At 32.2% G+C, this 21,412-nt stretch carries 17 protein-coding genes; 10 read left to right on the top strand and 7 right to left on the bottom strand.

What is annotated here, in order from left to right:
* The first annotated feature begins 126 nt into the window (after positions 1–126).
* The 6 genes from JOD96_RS14625 to JOD96_RS14600 all read left to right on the top strand — a co-directional run bounded on the left by JOD96_RS14625 (position 127) and on the right by JOD96_RS14600 (position 7,407).
* Positions 127–2,298: a S9 family peptidase gene (locus JOD96_RS14625; protein ID WP_209564975.1), complete on the top strand. Its 2,172-nt coding sequence runs from the start codon at positions 127–129 to the stop codon at positions 2,296–2,298.
* Positions 2,299–2,335: 37 nt separating this feature from the next.
* Entirely contained in the window at positions 2,336–4,012 is a 1,677-nt protein-coding gene (locus tag JOD96_RS14620; protein ID WP_209564974.1) for a peptide MFS transporter, read from the top strand.
* 1 nt (position 4,013) lies between these two features.
* Positions 4,014–5,498, top strand: coding sequence for a peptide MFS transporter (locus JOD96_RS14615; RefSeq protein WP_209564988.1), 1,485 nt, complete (start codon positions 4,014–4,016; stop codon positions 5,496–5,498).
* A 51-nt stretch (positions 5,499–5,549) separates the two neighbouring features.
* Positions 5,550–6,017 (top strand): thioredoxin family protein, encoded by a 468-nt coding sequence (locus JOD96_RS14610; protein WP_209564973.1) that lies wholly within the window; start codon positions 5,550–5,552, stop codon positions 6,015–6,017.
* A gap of 225 nt (positions 6,018–6,242) precedes the next feature.
* Positions 6,243–6,695 carry a thioredoxin family protein gene (locus JOD96_RS14605; RefSeq protein ID WP_209564972.1) on the top strand — a complete coding sequence of 151 codons (453 nt, stop codon included), beginning with the start codon at positions 6,243–6,245 and terminating at the stop codon, positions 6,693–6,695.
* Positions 6,696–6,960: 265 nt separating this feature from the next.
* A complete protein-coding gene (locus tag JOD96_RS14600) occupies positions 6,961–7,407 on the top strand; it encodes a thioredoxin family protein (protein ID WP_209564971.1) in 447 nt (148 codons plus the stop codon).
* 10 nt (positions 7,408–7,417) lie between these two features.
* Here the strand turns inward: JOD96_RS14600 and JOD96_RS14595 are convergent, their stop codons facing one another.
* From JOD96_RS14595 to surE, 5 genes are all read right to left on the bottom strand, one after another.
* Positions 7,418–9,454, bottom strand: a complete 2,037-nt coding sequence (locus JOD96_RS14595) for a ComEC/Rec2 family competence protein (RefSeq protein ID WP_209564970.1) — start codon at positions 9,452–9,454, stop codon at positions 7,418–7,420.
* Between the two features lie 51 nt (positions 9,455–9,505).
* Positions 9,506–9,991 carry a C40 family peptidase gene (locus JOD96_RS14590; RefSeq protein ID WP_209564969.1) on the bottom strand — a complete coding sequence of 162 codons (486 nt, stop codon included), beginning with the start codon at positions 9,989–9,991 and terminating at the stop codon, positions 9,506–9,508.
* A gap of 10 nt (positions 9,992–10,001) precedes the next feature.
* Positions 10,002–11,117 carry a lipid-A-disaccharide synthase gene (gene lpxB, locus JOD96_RS14585; RefSeq protein ID WP_209564968.1) on the bottom strand — a complete coding sequence of 372 codons (1,116 nt, stop codon included), beginning with the start codon at positions 11,115–11,117 and terminating at the stop codon, positions 10,002–10,004.
* 67 nt (positions 11,118–11,184) lie between these two features.
* Positions 11,185–11,463, bottom strand: coding sequence for a hypothetical protein (locus JOD96_RS14580; protein WP_209564967.1), 279 nt, complete (start codon positions 11,461–11,463; stop codon positions 11,185–11,187).
* Positions 11,456–12,235 carry a 5'/3'-nucleotidase SurE gene (gene surE / locus JOD96_RS14575; RefSeq protein ID WP_209564966.1) on the bottom strand — a complete coding sequence of 260 codons (780 nt, stop codon included), beginning with the start codon at positions 12,233–12,235 and terminating at the stop codon, positions 11,456–11,458. The genes JOD96_RS14580 and surE overlap by 8 nt, the downstream gene beginning before the upstream one ends.
* Positions 12,236–12,434: 199 nt before the next feature.
* Between surE and JOD96_RS14570 the strand changes: the two genes are divergently transcribed.
* Positions 12,435–14,618, top strand: coding sequence for a carboxy terminal-processing peptidase (locus JOD96_RS14570; RefSeq protein ID WP_209564965.1), 2,184 nt, complete (start codon positions 12,435–12,437; stop codon positions 14,616–14,618).
* Positions 14,619–14,694: 76 nt separating this feature from the next.
* Positions 14,695–15,480, top strand: a complete 786-nt coding sequence (locus JOD96_RS14565) for a DNA/RNA non-specific endonuclease (protein WP_410744290.1) — start codon at positions 14,695–14,697, stop codon at positions 15,478–15,480.
* Here JOD96_RS14565 and rpe read toward each other — a convergent pair.
* Both rpe and JOD96_RS14555 read right to left on the bottom strand, forming a co-directional pair.
* Positions 15,457–16,119: a ribulose-phosphate 3-epimerase gene (rpe, locus tag JOD96_RS14560; protein WP_209564963.1), complete on the bottom strand. Its 663-nt coding sequence runs from the start codon at positions 16,117–16,119 to the stop codon at positions 15,457–15,459. The two genes, JOD96_RS14565 and rpe, sit on opposite strands and share 24 nt — an antisense overlap.
* Before the next feature lie 194 nt (positions 16,120–16,313).
* Positions 16,314–17,177 (bottom strand): RNA polymerase sigma factor RpoD/SigA, encoded by an 864-nt coding sequence (locus JOD96_RS14555; RefSeq protein ID WP_007804760.1) that lies wholly within the window; start codon positions 17,175–17,177, stop codon positions 16,314–16,316.
* Positions 17,178–17,313: 136 nt separating this feature from the next.
* On the opposite strand from JOD96_RS14555, the gene JOD96_RS14550 reads away from it, so the two are divergent.
* Together JOD96_RS14550 and JOD96_RS14545 are read left to right on the top strand one after the other, a co-directional pair.
* Positions 17,314–19,236 carry a transglutaminase-like domain-containing protein gene (locus tag JOD96_RS14550; RefSeq protein ID WP_209564962.1) on the top strand — a complete coding sequence of 641 codons (1,923 nt, stop codon included), beginning with the start codon at positions 17,314–17,316 and terminating at the stop codon, positions 19,234–19,236.
* Positions 19,237–19,240: 4 nt separating this feature from the next.
* Positions 19,241–21,394, top strand: coding sequence for a hypothetical protein (locus JOD96_RS14545; protein ID WP_209564961.1), 2,154 nt, complete (start codon positions 19,241–19,243; stop codon positions 21,392–21,394).
* Positions 21,395–21,412 lie beyond the last annotated feature (18 nt).

Raw genomic sequence — 21,412 nt, 5'->3', positions numbered from 1 at the left:
TAAAATCTATTCGAAAATTTGAAACTACGCAATCGTTATTTTTTTTAACATTTAACACTTGAAATGTGTAATATGTTTATTTTTTTCACTAAAATTGGGCTCTTTTTTATATTTAAAATAATTCTGATGAATACAAGTAAAATTACTGTAATATTATTGTTATTTGTTGCCACCGTTTTTGGTCAGCAAAAAATAACTGTTGAAGATATTTATGGCGGAGCTTTCCGGGCTAAAGGAATGGATGAATTGCAGTCCTTAAAAAATACAGATCAATATACTGTTTTAAATGTTGATCAGGCGAGCAGAAGCATGCAGATTGATTTATACGATTTTGCAACATTAAAAAAAGTGTCTAATTTAATTGATACAAAAAATCACGCAGCACTTTCAGACGGAATTGACAGCTATATTTTTGATGCTTCAGAAAAAAAGATTTTAATTGCTTGTAACTCCAAACAAATTTTCCGTCACTCTTTTACAGCAGATTATTTTTTATACGATATCACTGCCAAATCTCTAACTAAACTTTTTGATTTTCAGATTCAGGAGCCAACTTTTTCACCTGACGGAACTAAAATTGCTTACGCTAAAGAAAACAATTTATATGTTTATGATGTAGCGTCAAAAAAATCAACACCAGTTACTACAGACGGAAAGAAAAATGCTGTCATAAATGGTATTACTGACTGGGTTTACGAAGAAGAGTTTGCTTTTGTGAGAGCTTTTGACTGGAGTAAAGACAGTAAAAAACTAGCTTACATTCGTTTTGACGAAAGCCAGGTGCCAGAATTTTCAATGTCAATTTTCAAAAAAGATTTATATCCTGCAATTGAAACTTTTAAATATCCTAAAGCAGGAGAGAAAAACTCAGTAGTTTCATTACATATATATGATGCGGGAGCGAATACAACTAAAAAAGTTGATTTAGGTAATTACAATGATTTCTATATTGCGAGAATGCAATGGACAAATGATAATAATACATTGTCTGCACAAGTGTTAAACAGACATCAGGACAATCTGGATTTATTATTTGTTGACGGAACAACTGCTACAGCAAAAGTAATCCTAAACGAAAAAGACAAGGCATATGTTGATGTTACAGATAATTTGACATTCTTAAAAGATAACAGTTTTATCTGGACAAGCGAAAAAGATGGTTTTAATCATATTTATGTTTATGATAAAACAGGAAAACTTAAAAATCAGGTTACAAAAGGAAACTGGGAAGTGGTTTCATACTACGGTTTTGACGAAAAAACAAAAACTATTTTCTACCAATCTACAGAAAATGGTTCAATCAACAGAGACATTTACAGAATTGGTTTAGACGGAAAAAACAAATTACGTTTAACCTCAAAGGTTGGAACAAGTGCTGCAACATTTAGCCCTAATTTTCAATTCTTCATTAATACTTTCTCCAGTAATTTACAGCCTACAACTTATACTTTAAACGAGGCAAAAACCGGTAAAGAAATTCAGGTTATAGAAAACAATCAGACGCTTTCTGATAAATTGAAAGCCTATAATCTTCCTGCAAAAGAATTTTTTGTTTTAAAAACCGCTAAAGGAAATGAATTGAATGCATGGATTTTGAAACCAAAAGATTTTGATCCTTCTAAAAAATATCCTGTTTTCATGTACCAATATTCTGGTCCTGGATCTCAACAGGTAAATAACGATTGGAATAATACAGACGATTACTGGTTTTTATCGCTTACTCAACAAGGTTATATTGTAGCTTGTGTTGATGGTAGAGGAACTGGTTTTAAAGGTGCCGACTTCAAAAAAGTAACTCAAAAAGAGTTAGGGAAATATGAAGTTGAAGATCAGATCGATGCAGCCAAAGTAATTGGAGCTTATCCGTATGTTGATGCTTCAAGAATTGGAATCTTCGGATGGAGTTATGGAGGTTTTATGGCTTCAAATTGTATTTTTCAAGGAAACGATGTTTTTAAAATGGCTATTGCAGTTGCTCCGGTAACGAATTGGCGTTTTTATGACAGTGTTTATACAGAAAGATACATGCAGACTCCACAGGAAAATGCAAGCGGTTATGATCAAAATTCTCCAATAAATCATGTTGATAAACTAAAAGGCAAATTTTTATTGATTCACGGATCAGGTGATGACAACGTTCATGTGCAAAACTCAATGCAAATGATGGAAGCATTAATTCAGGCTAATAAACAATTTGATTCTCAGATATATCCAGATAAAAACCATGGTATTTATGGTGGCAAAACGAGAATTCAGCTGTATAATAAAATGACTAACTTTATCAAAGAAAATTTATAAAAAGAACTTTATAACCTAATAACAAATAAAGAATAATATGGGAGAAACTCAAGTGAAAACGGCGCATCCAAAAGGACTTTGGGTATTGTTTGGAACGGAGATGTGGGAGAGATTCAATTTTTATGGAATGCGTGCTTTATTGACGTTATTTCTTGTGAACTCGTTATTAATGAAAGAAGAACAAGCTTCTTTAATTTATGGAGGTTTTCTGGGTTTATGTTATTTAACTCCTATGCTGGGAGGTTTTATTGCCGATCGTTTTTTTGGAAACAGAAATTGTATATTATTAGGCGGACTATTAATGGCAGCCGGGCAAATGCTATTGTTTACCAGTGGTAGTATTTTTGAAGCTAATTTAGAATTAGCTAAAGCTGTCATGTACAGCGGATTAGGTTTTATTGTTTTTGGTAATGGATTCTTCAAACCAAATATTTCCAGCATGGTAGGAAGTTTGTATCCAAAGCAGGAAAAAACAAAATTAGATACCGCTTTCACTATTTTCTATATGGGAATTAACATGGGAGCTTTCTTAGGGCAATCAATATGTCCTTTATTAGGCGATGTTAAAGATGCCGGAGGAATAAGAGATATTCATGCTTTTAGATGGGGATTTATGGCGGCTTCGGCAGCAATGCTTATCGGAACGGTTCTTTTTTACTTCTTAAAAAATAAATATGTAGTTTCCCCTGAAGGAAGACCATTGGGTGGATTGCCATCTAAAAATGTTGCAGCGGATTTTGAAGAAGGAGAAGCGCAAAAAGCTAATTTTTCTGAAAAATCTTTAGCAATAGCAGGAGTAGCATTTATAGTTTTAGGATTGTTTTTTCATTATGTCGTAGGTCAGAATTTAATTTACACATTAATTTATTCTAGTGGATTGGCATTGGCAGGATTAATCATTTCTGATACTTCTTTGACTAAAATTGAGAGAGACAGAATTATTGTAATTTACATTGTTTCATTCTTTATTATTTTCTTTTGGGCTGCATTTGAGCAGGCTGGATCATCATTAACCTTTATTGCAGATAACCAAACTGACAGGCATTTCTTCGGTTGGTTAATGCCCCCTTCAATGGTTCAGATTTTTAATGGACTTTTTGTTGTAGCAATGGCAGTTCCTTTTAGTATTTTATGGGATACGCTTAGAGCAAAAGATAAAGAACCAATTTCACCTGTAAAATTAGCAGCTGGTTTAGTTATAATTACAATTAGCTTTTTTATGATAGCCACTCAGGTTTCTTATATCGGGACTTCAGGATTACTATTAGTAAAATGGCTTATTTTGTTATATTTCTTAAATACTTGTGCGGAGTTATGTTTGTCGCCAATTGGTTTGTCATTGGTAGGTAAATTATCGCCAAAACGTTTTGCATCATTATTATACGGAGTGTTTTTCTTGTCAAATGCTTCAGGGTATGCTTTGGGAGGAACTTTAGGTTCTATTTTGCCTGCAACAGGAGATAAATTTGCCAAAGCAAAAGAATTAGGAATTAATTTACAGGCAATTTTAGATAAAACTATTACACCAACAGCAGAGCAATTGGCTATTTTGGAGAAACACCAAATCAGTGCCCAAAATCCTGTTTTCGCAGGTTTTGAAATTCATAATTTGTATGAATTCTTTATGGTTTTTGTTGTTCTTACCGGTATTGCTGCAATTGTATTATTTGCACTGACTCCCTTTTTGAAAAAAATGATGCATGGTGTCAGATAATATGGAAAACAACATCACTTTAGAAGAAATTCAGAATTTTAAAGGCAAATATCCAAAACAATTATGGTATTTGTTTTTTGTTGAAATGTGGGAACGTTTTTGTTTTTACGGAATGCGTGGAGTACTTACATTTTTTATGGTAGATCAGCTTTTATTAAAAGATGAACATGCCAACTTGCAATATGGAGCTATTCAGGCTTTTGTTTATGCGTTTACTTTTATCGGCGGAATTTTTGCTGATAAGGTTTTAGGATTCAAAAAATCTTTATTCTTTGGAGGAATCGTAATGGTTTTAGGGAATCTTCTGATTGCCTTTTCTCCACAGGAATTATTTTATTACGGAATTGCTTTCTCAATCATTGGAACTGGTTTTTTTAAACCCAATGTTTCTTCAATGGTTGGAGAATTATATCATGAAAAAGACGGAAGAAGAGATGCTGGTTACGGAATGTTCTATGCCGGAATAAATGTTGGTGGTCTTTTAGGAGGTGCCTTGTGTATTTATTTAGGAAAATATTATTCCTGGACATGGTGCTTCTTATCTGCTGCAATTGTGATGTTTTTCGGATTAGTAACCTTTTTGTTTACTAAAAAATATTTGGGACCGATAGGTGATTCTCCATTATTGGAAATGGCGCCCAGCAAAAGAAAATTGCGTGAAATTTTAGTTTATGTATTATCCCTGTTGAGTATTCCGTTTATCTTTATAATGGTAAAAAATACAGATTATACAGATTACTTCATGTACACAATTGGTATAGCTGCTGTTCTGTATTTTATTTATGAACTAATAAAATTAGGTGATACTAATCTTCAGAAGAAATTATTTGCAGCCTTTTTATTTGTATTCTTTTATTTTTTATTTAATGCAATTTATGAGCAAAGTGGTGGTTCATTATCACTTTTTGCAAAAGATAATTTAAGTAATAAATTATTATTTTTTACCATAGATCCAAATGTTGTAAATAACAGCTCAAATACCTTTTTTGTTGTTGTCTTCAGTCCAATCATTGGTTTATTATGGCTTTGGCTGGGTAAAAGAAAAATCGAACCCAATACAATTATTAAATTCGGAATTGGCTTTTTGTTTTTAGGAGCCTCATTTTATATTTTCTATCTAACGAAGTTTTTTGCTAGTTCAGAAGGAATTGCATCGTTAAACGTATTTACATTTGCTTATCTGGTTACAACACTTGGAGAATTGTGCTTAGGGCCAATTGGTATGTCAATTATTACGAAGTTATCTCCAAAAAGATTATTTGGTATGATGATGGGGCTTTGGTTTCTTGCCGCTGCTTTTGGACAGTTAGCAGCCGGAAAATTAGGTGCAGAAATATCTAAATCAAATACAGGAGTTACGCTTCTGTCTAAACTACAGTCGTATACAGAGGGTTACTATCAATTGGCGATATATTCTCTTGTTGCAGGTGTAATTCTGATTGCGATTTCTCCACTTATCAAAAAATTTATGCAGGAAGTAAAGTAGGCGACATTTATCAATTCAAATTTTGCTTAAATTTGTAAAAAATAAAAGAATATGAAAAAAATACTTTTAATAGCTCTCTTTTTTGTTGGAGCATATGCTACACAGGCACAGGAATTAAAGTGGTATACAGACGTAAGAGAAGCCATCACGGTTAGTAATAAAGAAAACAAACCAATGCTGATGTTTTTTACAGGAAGCGATTGGTGCGGATGGTGTATCAGATTGCAGAATGAAGTTCTGAAAACACCTGAATTTACAAAATGGGCAAGTCAGAATGTGATTTTGGTAGAATTGGATTATCCGAGAAGAACTCAGCAAACCGCTGAAATAAAAACTCAGAATAACGAATTGCAACAGGCTTTCGGTATACAGGGATTTCCAACAATCTATTTCACGAGTGCTGAATCTAAGGACGGAAAAGTAAATTTTAAAGGACTTGGTCAGACAGGTTATGTTGCAGGCGGACCATCAGCGTGGTTAGCGGTAGCAGAAGGAATTGTTCATCCGAAAAAATCCTAGAAAAAATATATTAGACATACATTTTTCAAAAAACTCCTTACAGAAATGTAAGGAGTTTTTTTGTTTAGTAGGAAAAGTTATTCATTTGTATTTTGTGAAATTATTATTTTGATATTTATTTATAGCTAAAAAAACATATAGTGTATTTTTTATATTAATAAAACTTGTAAAATTAAAATATTATGTTAATTTCGTCATTACTAATCTAACCAAAAACCTATTTATATGACTAAAAAAATACTTATCCTACTGTTTTTTTTAGGTTCATTTTTTATGCATTCCCAAAATTTAGTCTGGAGAACTAATATGACTGATGCAATTGCTATAAGTAATGAACAAAGAAAACCAATGCTGATTTTGTTTACCGCCTCAGGTGTACCGGAAAATCTGCAGAACGAAATTTTTAAAACTCCCGATTTTGCTGTTTGGTCAAGAGATAATGTGATTCTTGTAAAATTGGATCTTTCAGATATCAATGCTTCTGACGGAGACAAGGAGCAAAACTTAAAATTAAAAAATGCATTTGGCGTTGAAAATTTGCCGGAGGTGTGTTATGCAAGTGCCTCTATAAGAAAAAATAAAACAACTTTTAGCGCTTTGGGAAAAATGACTTATAAGCCCGGAGGAGCACAATCGTGGATCTCTGAGTCTAATGCTATTTTGCATCCAAGTGAATAAAATTTAAGGTAAGTTTCTATTTTAATTTGCAAAATCCCTTTTTGTGTGTTTCACAAAAAGGGATTTTTTTTGAAAAAACGGCAAAATTCAGTTTAGAATTTTAACATTTTAAGAGTAGTTTTTTTTCATTATCTTAAATTTTTATCGCTTTAAAAATATATTTCATTTTAATGAAAAGCTAAAGTGTAATTTGTACACATATTCCTTGTCTGATAAAGATATTGTGTTAATTTAGTTTCATTAACTTAACCAAACCCAATCTACTATGAATAGAAAACTACTTATCCTACTGTTTTTTTTAATTTCATTTTTGGCAAAATCACAAAGTTTAGTCTGGACTACTGACATGACCGATGCGATTGCTATGAGTAACGAAAAAAGAAAACCAATGCTGATTTTTTTCACCTCACCCGGAGCAGCTGAAAATCTCCAGAATGAAGTGTTTAAAAGCCCTGAATTTGAGAAATGGTCACGCAATAATGTGATTTTAGTAAAACTGGATGTTTCTGATGCTTCATCAAACGAAATTAAGGAACAAAACTCCAAATTGAGAACTGCTTTTAATATTGTTGATTTGCCACAAGTATGTTTTGCCAGTGCTACTATCAGAAAAGGCAAAACGATGTTTGATACTCTGGGCAAACTATCTTATATTCCTGGTGGTGCAAAAGCATGGATTACTGAATCTGATGCGATTATAAATCCACAATAAAGCATTTAATCTAATTTAATTTGTAAAATCCCTTTTCGGCCGTCGCATGAAAGGGGATTCTTTTTTTACGGCAACTAGATTTCCAGTATTTCTGAATTGAGTATGAACTTGATGCGTCACAAATTATCTGTTTTGGATGAAGATCTGCTATAACACGATCCAGATTTAATTTTGGCGATTGAGTAAGTATCAAAATATCAGGCCGTGCATTTTTTGGATAAACACTTGAACTATCAATCAAAAGAATTTTTCGGTCATTAAAAAACAATGTATTTTCCAGTTTGTTTATAGATTTTAAGACTCCAAAATTACCGGTCAAATAAACGGTTATGATGTTGTTGCTTGATTCTTTCTTTAATGAATTGTCATTTGTGAAAAGCTGAATATTTTTTCCTTTTCGTTCACTTATAATTGTTTTTTTCTTTTGATTAAAAACAATCAGTTCTTGCTGGTTTTCAGTTTGATTTTTAGTGATAATAAAAGACAGCTGTACTATTACTATGCTGATCAAAAGAAATGCTAATTTTAAAAAAGAAGGTTTTTTTAGCCAAAAAACAGCGGCAATCGTTACCAGATAAAAAGACAGTAAATAGAAAAAATTAAACCCAATATTTCGTATCACAAAAGATTCAAAAGAAGCAACATAATGAATGATTAGATCCAGCAGGTAAATGCTTTTTTCGAAAATTTTAATTATAAATATAGGGCAGCTTCCAAATACGGAAATTATCATAACAATTATTCCGGCAATCATAATAAAAGATAAAACGGGAAGAATCAGAATATTAGTCACAAAAAACAATCCCGGAAATTGATGAAAATAATACAGACAAATAGGAAATGTACCTATTTGGGCGGCAAAAGAAACACTAAGGGCTTCCCAGATATAAAGGGCGATTTTATTTTTGGGTTTCCAGACTTCCTTAAATAATGGCTGTATCCATAATATAGAAAATAATGCAATGTAACTGAGCTGAAACCCAACATCAAATAAAAAATAAGGTTCGAAAAGTAATATCAATAAAACAGAGACTAATAAATTATGATAAATATTGCTGCCTCTTCGCAGATGGTTTCCAATTGCCAAAAAAGAAAACATAACAACAGATCGTAAAACAGGAGGAGAGAGACCGGAAACGATTCCGAAAAGAGCTAAAGAAAGTAAAATAGCAATCAGTTTTATAAAAGAACCTTTGCGGTTATTTGAAATTGGTTTTAAAACGAAAAGGATAAACAACATTATAAAACCAACATGTAATCCTGAAACCGATAAAACATGAGTTGCGCCCGAATATTGATAATCCTGAATAATATCTGAAGAGATTTCCTGCTGCTGCCCTAAAATTAAAGCCATTGCAACATTCATCTCGGTTTTGTTAAAATGTGCTGCCTCAAGATTATGTATTATTCTTGAATTTAATCTTGCTGCATAAAACCAAATATCTTTCCGGATTTTTTGGCTCACTTTTATTTCAGATTTTGAGATATAAATCTGAGCATATATTTGCTTATTGGCGAGATACCTGCCGTAATCAAACTGATTGGGATTTTTTGGCGTATTTACATTTTGTAAAGTTGTTCTTGCCAGTATTGTATTTCCAATTATAAGTGAATTTTTTGTACTGTCCTTTTCGATGTTTACAATAATTCTACCAGTATACTTTTTATCTTCAATATTATTTAAGACTGCTATATATCTATCATTGTAATCGTTACCCTTTAGTTTTTCCCGTAATGTAAACGACATTAAATGCTCTTTTTCAAAAGCCTCATTAAAATGTGTATAATTTGATTGCTGAAGTGAATCTGTATTAAGTAATAAACTCATAATACCCATTTCCAGAGAAATTAAATTAACGCAGATTCCAAAAAATATATTTAATTTTTTATTTTTTTGCGAAAGAAAATAAATGCCTGCCAGTGCAATTAAGGAAAGTAAAAGTGTAAACAGTGCAACCGAAATGGCTGGTCGCCAATAATAAGAAATTAATATACCAATTATAAAGCTAACTGTAATTCTGGCCAAAGGAAAATCTAATACTTTCATGGCTTAAAAGTATTATAAATTTGTAAGAAAAATAATATTTATACAATAAAATTATTCAATTACTCTGTTGATCTGTACAAATGAATTTTGATAATAAGGCTCTTTGGTAGAAGAAATAATAACTCCTTTTGCTGTAGAAGAATGTACAAATTTTATTTCTGCAGAATTGGCTTCGGTGATAAGTCCCACGTGGTTGATCTGTTTGCTTTTATTCGTCTTAAAAAAGATTAAATCACCTTTTTGGGCATCATTAAATTTAATTATTTTGCCGACTTTGGATTGCTCAAATGATGATCGGGGCAATGTAATATTCTCAGATTGAAAAGAACTAAATACCAACCCCGAACAATCGTATCCGCTTTTGTTTGTTCCGCCTGCTTTGTAGCGCACACCAATTTTATCTGTTGCCGTTTCAATTAAGTTTTTCACAACATATTTGTTTTCCCGTTTTGATTCACTTTTGCTTACCGCAGATGAACCGGATTTACAGGAAATAAAAATGGTGGATAAAATAAGTAAAACGACTATTTTTTTCAAAACGAAATTTTTAATGTTTTAAATCGGCAACAATAAGCTTTGCCGTTTTTTTACTGGCTCCAACTCCTCCAAGCTTTTTTTCTAAGATGTCATAATTTTGAAGAAGCTTTTCGCGATAAGCAGGTTCAAGCAGTTTTTGCAATTCTTCTTTGATACGTTTTGTGTTACAGTCACTCTGAATCAATTCGGTAACAACTTCCTGATCCATAATAAGATTGACAAGCGAAATATATTTTAATGTAATAATACGTTTTGCGATCTGGTAGGAAATATTGCTTCCTTTGTAACAAACGACTTCGGGAACCTTAAATAATGCAGTTTCTAAGGTTGCCGTTCCTGATGTTACCAATGCTGCTGTAGACGAGCGAAGTAAATCGTAAGTTTTATTAGAGATAAATTTGATGTTTTTGTTGGTGATAAACTGTTGGTAAAATTCATATTCCTGACTCGGTGCGCCTGCAATAACAAATTCATATTCCTGAAAATCATCAACCACACTAAGCATAACACTCAGCATTTTAGTAATTTCCTGTTGACGGCTTCCTGGTAAAACAGCAATGATAGGCTTTTCGCTTAAATTGTTTTCTATTCTAAAAATGGTTTCATCAAAAGGAGGCTGATTGTGAATAGCATCTATAAGAGGGTGTCCAACAAATTCTACAGGAAAGTGATGTTTATCTTCATAAAAACTTTTTTCAAAAGGAAGAATCACAAACATTTTGTCCACATCATTTTTAATAGCCTTGATCCTGTTTTCTTTCCACGCCCAGATTTGTGGCGAAATATAATAATGTGTCTTATAATTAAGTGCTTTAGCCCATTTGGCAATTCGCATATTAAATCCCGGATAATCTATAAAAACAATCACATCGGGTTTGAATTCTAAAATATCTTTTTTGCAAAAAGTAATATTGCTTAAAATTGTTTTTAAATTAAATATCACTTCAATAAAACCCATAAAAGCCAATTCACGATAGTGTTTTACTAAAGTTCCGCCTGCTTTTTGCATTAAATCACCGCCCCAAAATCTAATTTCTGCCTGAGGATCTTCCTCGTATAATGCTTTCATTAAGTTCGAACCATGTAAGTCTCCAGAGGCTTCACCAGCTATTATATAATATTTCATATTAGTTTTATTTGAGAATGTGTTCCGGTTTTAACCACAACTATTTTTGCAATTGCAAAGATAAGATTTAAATAAATATAGTAGAAATTGCCAAAACAATCACTGCAAGAATAACTCCTCTGGCCATGAATTCTTTATTTCTTTGTAATAAAATAGCAAAAACAGCAAGGTCCAGCATAGTTCCTATTGTTATTATTTTGCCTAAATAGCCATATTCTCTTATGGCTTTAATTCCGGTAGAAAAATCAAATTGAGTAAAAAATGTAATAAACAAATAGCTTCCCAGAAGAGAAGTAAAAATGCCGACAATAAATCCGACGAGTAAATCTTTATAATTATTATTCATTTAGTTTCCAGGTGTTAAGTTGTTGTATAGAATGGTGCGCGGTTAAATCAAATTGTACGGGAACTACCGAAATATAGCCATTTTCAAGAGCCCATTCGTCGGTATCTTCTCCCTTGTCCTGATTAATAAATTCTCCTGAAAGCCAATAGTAATCTTTTCCGAAAGGTGTTTTTCGCTTATCAAATTTTTCGACCCACATTGCTTTCGCCTGACGGCAAACTTTTATTCCTTTAATTTCTTTTTCCTTTAATTTTGGAAAATTGACATTTAGAACCACACCTTTGGGCAGACCATTAGAAATGGTTTCCAGAGTAATTTTTTTGATAAAAGACTTTATCGGTTCAAAATCTGCATTCCAGTCATAATCCAATAAAGAAAAACCAATTGCAGGAATTCCTTCAATCCCGGCTTCTACGGCAGCACTCATTGTGCCTGAGTAAATTACATTTATTGAAGAATTTGACCCGTGGTTAACTCCTGAAACGCATAAATCAGGTTTTCTCTTTAAGATTTCATTAACGGCAAGTTTTACACAATCAACAGGAGTTCCTGAACAGCTGTACTCAGTTATGGCGTCGTTTTCTTTAGAAATTTTATCGAGATATAATGTATTGTTAATTGTAATCGCGTGTCCGGTAGCGCTTTGTGGTTTGTCTGGCGCTACGACAATTACCTCCCCGATAGTCCTCATGACGCTTATTAAAGCCCGGATTCCCGGAGCAAGAATACCATCATCATTGGTAACTAAGATCAGTGGTTTTTCTTTTTTCATAATATGAAATATTTTGGCATTTTGAGAAATAGAGCAAATGTAATGACAGATTTTCGTAGAATAGTCACAAATAAAATAAAATTTGTCAACTAAATAAAACTTGTCTTTTGTAAGTCAAACATTTTTATATCTTTAACAAAAAATTATACCGAACTTGGCTTTATTGCTATAGTTTTGCAGTAACTTAGATTAAAAATTGATGAATGCTATTATTAAATTTATGAAACGAAATTATAAAATACTTATAGCCGTATTATGCTTGTCGCTTACCTTATTTGCTTTTAAAATAAATGCAGATAAGACAATTGATCCGGACCCAAACAGAGATAAAACACTTTTAGAATTACTTGCTTTTGTTATTGAAAAAGGACATTACAGTCCTGCAGAAATAAATGATGAGTTTTCTAAAGGAATTTTCAAAGATTATATTGATGCACTGGATCCGTCAAAAAGATTTTTTATACAATCTGATATTGATGAATTCAGACAATATGAATTGATGCTCGATGATCAGTTTCTGAATAAGGACCTTACGTTTTTCAATCTTACTTATACACGATTGATGAAACGTATGGAAGAAAGCAAAAAACGATATAAAACTATTTTAGCCCAGCCTTTCAACTATAATGTTGATGAGACTTTTAATGCCGATTATGAGCATGCGCCGTATGCAAAAAATGCTGCTGAAATTAATGAAAGATGGAGAAAACAAATCAAACTTTCAACACTTTCTTCTCTTGTTACCAAACAAAAATTAGAAGAAGACAAAAAGAAAACAGATCCTGCATATAAAGCAAAATCTTTTGAAACTTTAGAAAAAGAAACCCGTGAGAGTTCACTAAAATCATTGGACGATAATTTTAGCCTTATTAAGGATTTAAATAAGGAAGATTGGTTTTCAGTATATGTGAATTCAATTATGACACGCTTTGACCCTCATACAAGTTATTTTGCACCTGAGGAAAAAGACCGTTTTGATGTTAATATCAGTGGGAAATTAGAAGGTATTGGAGCAAGGTTAACCAAGAAAAATGATTTCACTCAAATTGATGAGTTGATTTCCGGGGGTCCTGCATGGAAAGGAAAACAGCTTGAGGCAGGTGATCTAATACTAAAAGTTGGACAAGGAAACGACGAGCCTGTAGATGTAGTAGGAATGCGTCTTGATGATGTTGTGAAAAAAATCAAAGGGCATAAAGGAACAGAAGTTAAACTTACAGTTAAAAAAGTTGACGGAAGCATCAAAGTGATTTCGATTATAAGAGACGTTGTTGAAATTGAAGAAACATATGCGAAATCTAGTATTGTTGAAAAAAATGGTTTAAAATATGGTGTAATCTATTTGCCTAAATTTTATATCGATTTTGAAAATAAAGACGGGCGCGATGCCGGAAAAGATATTGCTCTTGAGGTTGAAAGACTTAAAAAAGAAGATATAAGCGGAATTGTACTGGATGTTCGTGATGACGGAGGAGGATCTTTGTCTACTGTAGTTGATATTGCAGGGTTATTTATCCAGGAAGGGCCAATTGTTCAGGTAAAATCTGCCGGAAAAAAGAAAGAAGTTTTATACGATAAAGATAAAAAAATCGAGTGGGATGGTCCATTGGTAATTATGGTAAACAGTTTCTCTGCTTCTGCATCAGAAATTTTAGCTGCTGCAATTCAGGATTACAAACGAGGAATTATCATTGGCAGTAAGCAAACTTACGGAAAAGGAACTGTACAAAATGTACTTGATCTAAACCAATTTGTTCGTAATACAACTTATGGAGATTTGGGAGCATTGAAAATCACAGGTCAGAAATTTTACAGAATCAACGGAGGTTCGACTCAGCTCGAAGGTGTTCATAGTGATGTAGTAATGCCAGATCGTTATGCTTACCTAAAAATGGGTGAACGCGATATTGATAATGCAATGCCTTGGGATAAAATTGATCCGGCTGATTACAGCACGTGGACAGAAAATAAAAAATTCAATCAGGCTATTGCAAACAGTACAACCAGAATTGCACAAAATGCTCAATTTAAATTAATTGAAGAAAATGCAAAATGGATTGATGTTAAGAACAAAGAGAATACTTATAGTTTAAATATTGCAAGCTTCAAAGCAACTCAGGAACAAGTTGAAAACGAGGGTAAAAAATATAAGCCAATTTCAGAATACAAAAACAATTTGGTGTTTAAATCTTTACCATACGAAGAACTTGAAATCAAAAGTGATGCAACTTTAAAAGAAAAAAGAGAAGCATGGCACCAGGCATTATCTAAAGATGTATATGTTGAAGAGGCATTAAATGTGCTTGACGATTTACAGTCAAAAAACAATGTGGTTAAAGGCGGCCCTTCAAAAATGAAAAAAGAGAAATTAGTGAAGTCTTAAATTCTCAGAAATTAATTTGTTACAAAACGCTCCGAAAGTTTATATTTACGGAGCGTTTTTTTATTGTTTTAATAATATGGATATGAATAAATTTGTAGTGATAGGGTGTATAGGTTTGGTGTTTTTTTCGTGTAAAAACGAAGTGGATAGTAAAAATGAATTTACAGAAGACAAGCAGGAAATTATCTCTAATCAAAGCAGTACCGACTCAATTTATACAGTTGCTTATCTGCCTACATCTACTACAAAACAAATTGTAAAACATAAATATTATACCCTTTCTTATAATGAAAAATTTGAACAGGCGGAATGGGTTGCATATGAATTGAAGAAAGAATATCTAAAAAACGGAAATTATAAACGTCCATATTTTATCGAAGACCCGAAAGTAACAACAGGTTCTGCAGACTGGAGAAACTATAAAAAATCAGGATATGACAAAGGACATCTTTGTCCGGCGGGTGATATGGAATTTGATGTTAATGCTTACAATGATACTTTTTACACCTCAAATATTTCTCCCCAAAAGCATGATTTTAATAGCGGAATATGGAATAGGATTGAGCAAAAAACACGTTATTGGGCCGGTAAGTACAATGATATTTATGTTGTAACTGGTGGTGTACTCAAGGATTCAGACAAAAAAATAGGAACAGAAGAAGTTTCTGTCCCTACCTATTTTTATAAAATAATTTTAGCGAAGTCAGGAAATAAAAATAAAGCAATTGCTTTTTTGGTTCCGAATCAAAATAGTGATAATTCGATTTATGATTTTGTAGTTCCTATAGCAACTATCGAAAAAATGACAGGAATTGACTTTTTTCCTAATCTGAAAAATTTAGAAACTAGTAAGGACTTTTAGATCAGCAATAGTTGTTATTGGATTTTCAGCCTTAAAAACAAAACTTCCGGCAACCAAAACATCAGCTCCTGCTTCTACCAGCTGTTTTGCATTTTTGTTGGTTACGCCACCGTCAATTTCAATAAGTGTTGATGCATTTTTGCGAGTAATCAAATCTTTTAGCTTCTTTACTTTAGCATATGTATTTTCGATAAAAGACTGCCCTCCAAAACCGGGATTTACACTCATTATGCAAACCAGGTCAATGTAGTTAATGACGTCTTCTAAAAGATCAATATTAGTATGCGGATTGATTGCTACTCCAGCTTTCATTCCTTCGGCCTTAATGGCCTGCAAGGTTCTGTGCAAATGTGTACAGGCTTCGTAATGTACAGTTAGATTATTAGCACCCAGATCTGCAAAAGTTTTAATATATCGGTCCGGATCAATAATCATTAAGTGTACATCGATTGTTTTTTTGGCATGTTTTGCAATCGCTTCCAGAACAGGCATTCCAAAAGAAATATTAGGAACAAAAACCCCGTCCATGATGTCAATATGAAACCAGTCAGCCTTACTGTTATTAATCATTTCTATATCACGCTGTAGATTTGCAAAATCGGCTGCAAGAACTGAAGGGGCAACAAGTGTATTTTTCATTGTGTAGTTGTGTGTTGTTTTTTTACAAAGTTAAAAAAGTAAAAATAAAAAACTCCGGTAATCAGCCGGAGTTTCAATCATCAATCAAAAAACGAACAGTCAATCAAACTGTTGTTTGCTTTAAAATAGTTTCAAGTTTAGAGTTTCAAGTTACTAAAATAACTTGAAACTCTAAACTTGAAACAAATATTTGTTTATCCTAAATAAGTTTTAAGAATTTTACTTCTGGAAGTGTGTTTCAATCTGCGGATTGCTTTTTCTTTAATCTGACGAACACGCTCACGAGTCAGGTCGAAAGTTTCTCCAATTTCTTCAAGAGTCATTGGGTGCTGATCACCAAGACCAAAATACAAACGAACAACATCTGCCTCTCTTGGAGTTAATGTTTCTAAAGAACGTTCAATTTCAGTACGTAGTGATTCGTGAATTAATTCTCTGTCCGGGTTTGGAGATTCTCCAGAACGTAAAACGTCATAAAGGTTAGAATCTTCACCCTCAACAAGAGGAGCATCCATAGATAAGTGACGGCCAGAGTTTTTCATAGACTCTTTTACATCATTTACAGTCATATCAAGTTCTTTTGCAATTTCCTCAGCAGAAGGCGGACGCTCGTTAGATTGCTCTAATAAAGCATACATTTTGTTGATTTTATTGATAGAACCAATTTTGTTTAATGGTAAACGTACAATACGTGATTGTTCTGCCAAAGCCTGAAGGATCGATTGACGAATCCACCAAACGGCATAAGAGATAAATTTAAATCCACGGGTTTCATCAAAACGTTGAGCTGCTTTAATTAGACCCAGGTTTCCTTCATTAATTAAATCAGGAAGAGTTAAACCTTGATTTTGATATTGTTTAGCCACAGATACTACGAAACGCAGGTTGGCTTTTGTTAATTTTTCTAAAGCTCTTTGATCACCGGCTTTTATTCTTTGTGCTAATTCTACCTCTTCATCAGCGGTAATTAGGTCAACTTTTCCAATTTCTTGTAGATATTTGTCTAACGATGCAGTCTCACGATTGGTTACCTGCTTGGTAATTTTAAGTTGTCTCATGTTGTTGTCTCCCTATTTTTTAAAGTGTACAAATGGTTATACGTAAAGAGTATCAAAAAAGTTACAATCTTTTTCAAAAAAAATGAAAAGAATAATTGGTATCGCTTTTTTTGTAAATTGCGTTAAATATATTTTGATGAAAATACTTCTACTTTCAATTATTTCCTTCCTTTCGTTTACGACTTATTCATTTGGGCAAAAAGCTTTCGATCCTACTCCTGAAGACATCCAGCTGGCAAAATCTCTTAGAGAAAAATATGCAAAAAATGATGTTGCTATATTAGAAAGCAAAGAACTAATCACTTTTGATTTAAATAAAAGTGATGCTAAAGTCATTGTAAATAATTCTGTTAATGAGGTTTTGATGAATATTAATCACAGAGCTGATATTAGTAAATATGAATTTTATGATAGCGAATCTAAAATCGAAACGTTTACTTTGAAATACAGGAACAAAAAAAACGCTGATTTTCCTGTAAAAGACGAGTTTTATAAAGATAAAGATTTGTTTTATAATGATGCCCGTGTCAAATATATCAACGTAGATTTTCCTGTTCAGGGATATACTTATAGTTATGAACTCAAAAAGAAATATAATGATATAAAATATTTTACCTCTTTATATTTTAATGACGAATTTCCGGTTATAAAAAAAGAAATTACTGTCGTTGTACCAGATTGGTTAAACTTAGAATTAAAGGAATTTAATTTTGAAGGGAATGCTGTTTTGAAAACAAAAACAAGAGATGAAAAAAATGGTATTACGACCTATACTTATGTGATGGAAAATGTTGATGCATTTTATAAAGAAAAGAAAACTCCGGGAAGAACCTACGTTTATCCACACATTTTAATTATTGCAAAATCTTTTAAAAATAAGGATAAGGACACGCTGCTTTTTAATTCGACAGCAGATTTATATAACTGGTATAAATCGCTAACAGATTTGATGAAGGATGATACGAGCGTTCTTAAAAATAAGGTAACTGAGCTGACCTCAAAAGCAAAAACAGATGAAGAAAAAATTAAAAATATTTACTACTGGGTTCAGGACAATATAAGGTATATAGCTTTTGAGGATGGAATTGCCGGTTTTAAACCTGACGAATCAAATAACGTTTTTGAAAAAAGATACGGCGATTGCAAAGGAATGGCGAACCTAAGCAAACAAATGCTGAAATTGGCAGGTTTTGACGCAAGACTTACCTGGATTGGCACAAAACATATTAGGTATGATTACACAACGCCGTCATTAGCTGTTGACAATCATATGATATGCACATTATTTCATAATGGTAAAACCTATTATATTGATGGTACAGAAAAATATAATTCCTTAGGAGAAGATGCTGAAAGAATTCAGAATAAAGAGGTTATGATTGAAGATGGGGATAAATTTATTATTAAAAAAGTTCCTGTTGCGCCAAGTGCTTTAAACAAGGAAGTATATAATGCCAATCTTATTATTGATAATGACAAATTAACCGGTGCCTGCTCTAAGCTGTACACAGGAGAAAGCAGAACAGAGTTCCTTAATATTATAAATTCGTTTGAAAGCGATAAAAAAGGCGAGACATTAGAGAAATACCTTTCCAGACATGATAAAAATATTTCGGCAAGTAATATTAAGACTTCTGATTTGACTAACAGAGACCAAAAACTTTCTGTAAATTATGAGATTAATGTTTTGAATAAAGTTTCAAGATTTGACAATGAAATTTATATAGATTTAGAATATATGGATGAATTTAAAAATTTTGAATTCAAGGACAGAAAAACTGATTATGAATTAGATTATAAAACGGACTACGAATCTAATGTAGTTTTGGCTATTCCAGAAGGTTATAAGCTGAGTAAACTTCCGGAAAATCTGACTGTAAAAGAAGAAGATTTCAATATTTTGATTTCTTTTAAGCATGTAGGAAAACAAATTTTTTATAAAAAACAATTTATATTTAAGAATGCCATTGTAAAAGCAGCAGAAATGGATAAGTGGAATGCCTTTAATAAAAATCTTAACACAATTTATAACCAACAAATAATTCTTTCAAAAATATAATTATATGAATAAAATTTTACTCTTTTTTTTTATCACAATTTATTTTTCTTCCTATTCGCAGGACAAAGCTGAAGTTAAGGATTTTTTCTGGGGAAAATCAGATTCTTACAAAACAGTAATTAAAACACCAGATAAATGGAAAAACGAATCGGCTGTTGTTATCTATAAATATGAATATTACAATTATCATAATTCTGGTGCCAAAGTAATATATACTTCTGCATTCAGAAGAAGAATCAAGCTTCAGGATCAGGCAGCTATCAAAGAGTTTTCGGAATTTTCATTTAATGATAAATTTTACTCTTCAAAAGGGTATATGTATAAGGAAGGAACCACATTTTTAGGAATTAAAATTGTTAAGCCAAATGGAGATGAAATTGAAATTGATGTAGATAAAAATGCTAAACAGGCTGATAAAGAAAAAAAGCTGGCCATAAATAGTTTGGAGATTGGTGATGTCTTAGATTATTATTACTATTCTTATGAACCTTTTGCGATTACTTATCTGAGTTTTGAACCAGTTGAGACCACATTAGGCGAGGGATATCCTGTAATGAATAAAAAAATAAAATTTTCTGCAGAAGACGATTTTTATGTGAATTTCAATACATACAATGGAGCTCCGGACTTAAAAGAGGTAGCTTCAGAAAAAAAGCATATAAAACAATACGAACTAGAAGCAAGTGACATTGAGAAAAATGAATTTCCAAGATGGTTTTATCCATTTGCAGAAATGCCTTGTTACAAATTCCAGGTTTATTTTGCCAGAAATGGTGGTTTTACAAACTATAATTATGCCGATGTATTTATTCCGAAAGGTGGTACTTTTCTAAGAAAGGCAGTAGACAAGGATGATATATTTGATTATTATAAGGAAAAATTTCGCCCAGTTTTTGATTTAGATGAAACCTTGAAATTTCTGAAAGGAAAAACTTTTGAAAATGATGAAGAAAAGGTAAAAGCAGTTTATGAATTTGCCAGACATCGATACTACACACAATATATTGAATCGGCTGTAATTAAAGAGGCAGATATATTTTATCCCTATTCATTATTTAAAAATCCCGTTTATATAGGAGACCAGACCCAATTTATTAACTATTTCATGGCGTTTATGAAAGAGTCTAAAATTGATTACAACATAATACTTGCTACCAGTAGATTTAATGGTTCTATTGATGACTTATTAATCCAGAAAAATGTGCAGGCACTGATAAGGGTAAACACTGAAAAACCGTTTTACATAGAGTATTTCAACCCTTTTACAACGCCTGGGAAAATAGATTACAATCTGGAAAACACAAAGGCCTATTCTGTAGATGTAATTAATTACAAACAAATTGCTAATGTAAAAGAAGTGAGTCTGCCAACCTCTACAGCAAAAGATAATGCGACAAAAGTGGTGACAAATGTCTCTTTGGCATCTGATTTTTCGAGCCTTAATATAAAAAGAAATTCGTCATTTTTTGGGCATTTTAAAAATGATGAGCAATTCAGAAAAATGAAATTTTATGATTATCTGGATGAAGATTATCAAAAATATGGAACAGAAAGAATTCTGGATAAAGTAGGAAATAAAAACAAACGTGCACAGTATACCAAAGAATTTGAGGCATTAAAAAACAAATCAAAAGAATTAAAGAAAGAAAACGACAAAAAAGCGATTTCAGAAGAATTTGGATTTGAGATTGAAAACCCAACTTTGAATATTACAAACACTGGGAGATACGGTAGTGAAACTCCTTTTACGTATGATGAAGAGTTTGTTATAAAAAATAATTTCATTAAAAAAGCAGGTGAGAACTATATCATTGAAATTGGAAAAGTGTTAACCAATCAAGTTGAAATAGATAAAAAAGAGACAGATAGAAAAAATAATATTTATATGTCTTTTCCAAGATCATTTGAAAACGAAATTATTTTTGAGATCCCGGCAGGTTATAAAGTTTCCGGAATAGAAAAACTGAATAAAAATGTTCAAAATTCTACTGGAGAGTTTACAAGTAATGCTATTGTGAAAGATAATAAATTGATAATTAAAGTAAAAAAACAATACAATAATTATTATGAGCCTAATGCTAACTGGAGCAAGATGATTTTGTTTCTGGAAGCTGCTTACCAATTTTCGCAAGAAAAGGTTTTACTTAAAAAAGGATAGTTTTTTCTAAACAGACAC

It is taken from the genome of Flavobacterium sp. 1355 (genome assembly GCF_017833415.1).
GTDB lineage: Bacteria > Bacteroidota > Bacteroidia > Flavobacteriales > Flavobacteriaceae > Flavobacterium.
The sequence above is the reverse complement of the archived record's forward strand: the minus strand, read 5'-3'. Positions and strand labels throughout refer to the sequence as shown.

What these genes read in the sequence shown, in the direction of transcription:
- JOD96_RS14550 (WP_209564962.1), top strand. Translation starts at nt 17,314, where the DNA reads ATGAAAATACTTCTACTTTCAATTATTTCCTTCCTTTCGTTTACGACT.
- JOD96_RS14620 (WP_209564974.1), top strand. Translation starts at nt 2,336, where the DNA reads ATGGGAGAAACTCAAGTGAAAACGGCGCATCCAAAAGGACTTTGGGTA.
- JOD96_RS14595 (WP_209564970.1), bottom strand. Translation starts at nt 9,454, where the DNA reads ATGAAAGTATTAGATTTTCCTTTGGCCAGAATTACAGTTAGCTTTATA.
- JOD96_RS14625 (WP_209564975.1), top strand. Translation starts at nt 127, where the DNA reads ATGAATACAAGTAAAATTACTGTAATATTATTGTTATTTGTTGCCACC.
- JOD96_RS14565 (WP_410744290.1), top strand. Translation starts at nt 14,695, where the DNA reads ATGGATATGAATAAATTTGTAGTGATAGGGTGTATAGGTTTGGTGTTT.
- surE (WP_209564966.1), bottom strand. Translation starts at nt 12,235, where the DNA reads ATGAAAAAAGAAAAACCACTGATCTTAGTTACCAATGATGATGGTATT.
- JOD96_RS14555 (WP_007804760.1), bottom strand. Translation starts at nt 17,177, where the DNA reads ATGAGACAACTTAAAATTACCAAGCAGGTAACCAATCGTGAGACTGCA.
- rpe (WP_209564963.1), bottom strand. Translation starts at nt 16,119, where the DNA reads ATGAAAAATACACTTGTTGCCCCTTCAGTTCTTGCAGCCGATTTTGCA.
- lpxB (WP_209564968.1), bottom strand. Translation starts at nt 11,117, where the DNA reads ATGAAATATTATATAATAGCTGGTGAAGCCTCTGGAGACTTACATGGT.
- JOD96_RS14545 (WP_209564961.1), top strand. Translation starts at nt 19,241, where the DNA reads ATGAATAAAATTTTACTCTTTTTTTTTATCACAATTTATTTTTCTTCC.
- JOD96_RS14580 (WP_209564967.1), bottom strand. Translation starts at nt 11,463, where the DNA reads ATGAATAATAATTATAAAGATTTACTCGTCGGATTTATTGTCGGCATT.
- JOD96_RS14605 (WP_209564972.1), top strand. Translation starts at nt 6,243, where the DNA reads ATGACTAAAAAAATACTTATCCTACTGTTTTTTTTAGGTTCATTTTTT.
- JOD96_RS14570 (WP_209564965.1), top strand. Translation starts at nt 12,435, where the DNA reads ATGAATGCTATTATTAAATTTATGAAACGAAATTATAAAATACTTATA.
- JOD96_RS14610 (WP_209564973.1), top strand. Translation starts at nt 5,550, where the DNA reads ATGAAAAAAATACTTTTAATAGCTCTCTTTTTTGTTGGAGCATATGCT.
- JOD96_RS14600 (WP_209564971.1), top strand. Translation starts at nt 6,961, where the DNA reads ATGAATAGAAAACTACTTATCCTACTGTTTTTTTTAATTTCATTTTTG.
- JOD96_RS14615 (WP_209564988.1), top strand. Translation starts at nt 4,014, where the DNA reads ATGGAAAACAACATCACTTTAGAAGAAATTCAGAATTTTAAAGGCAAA.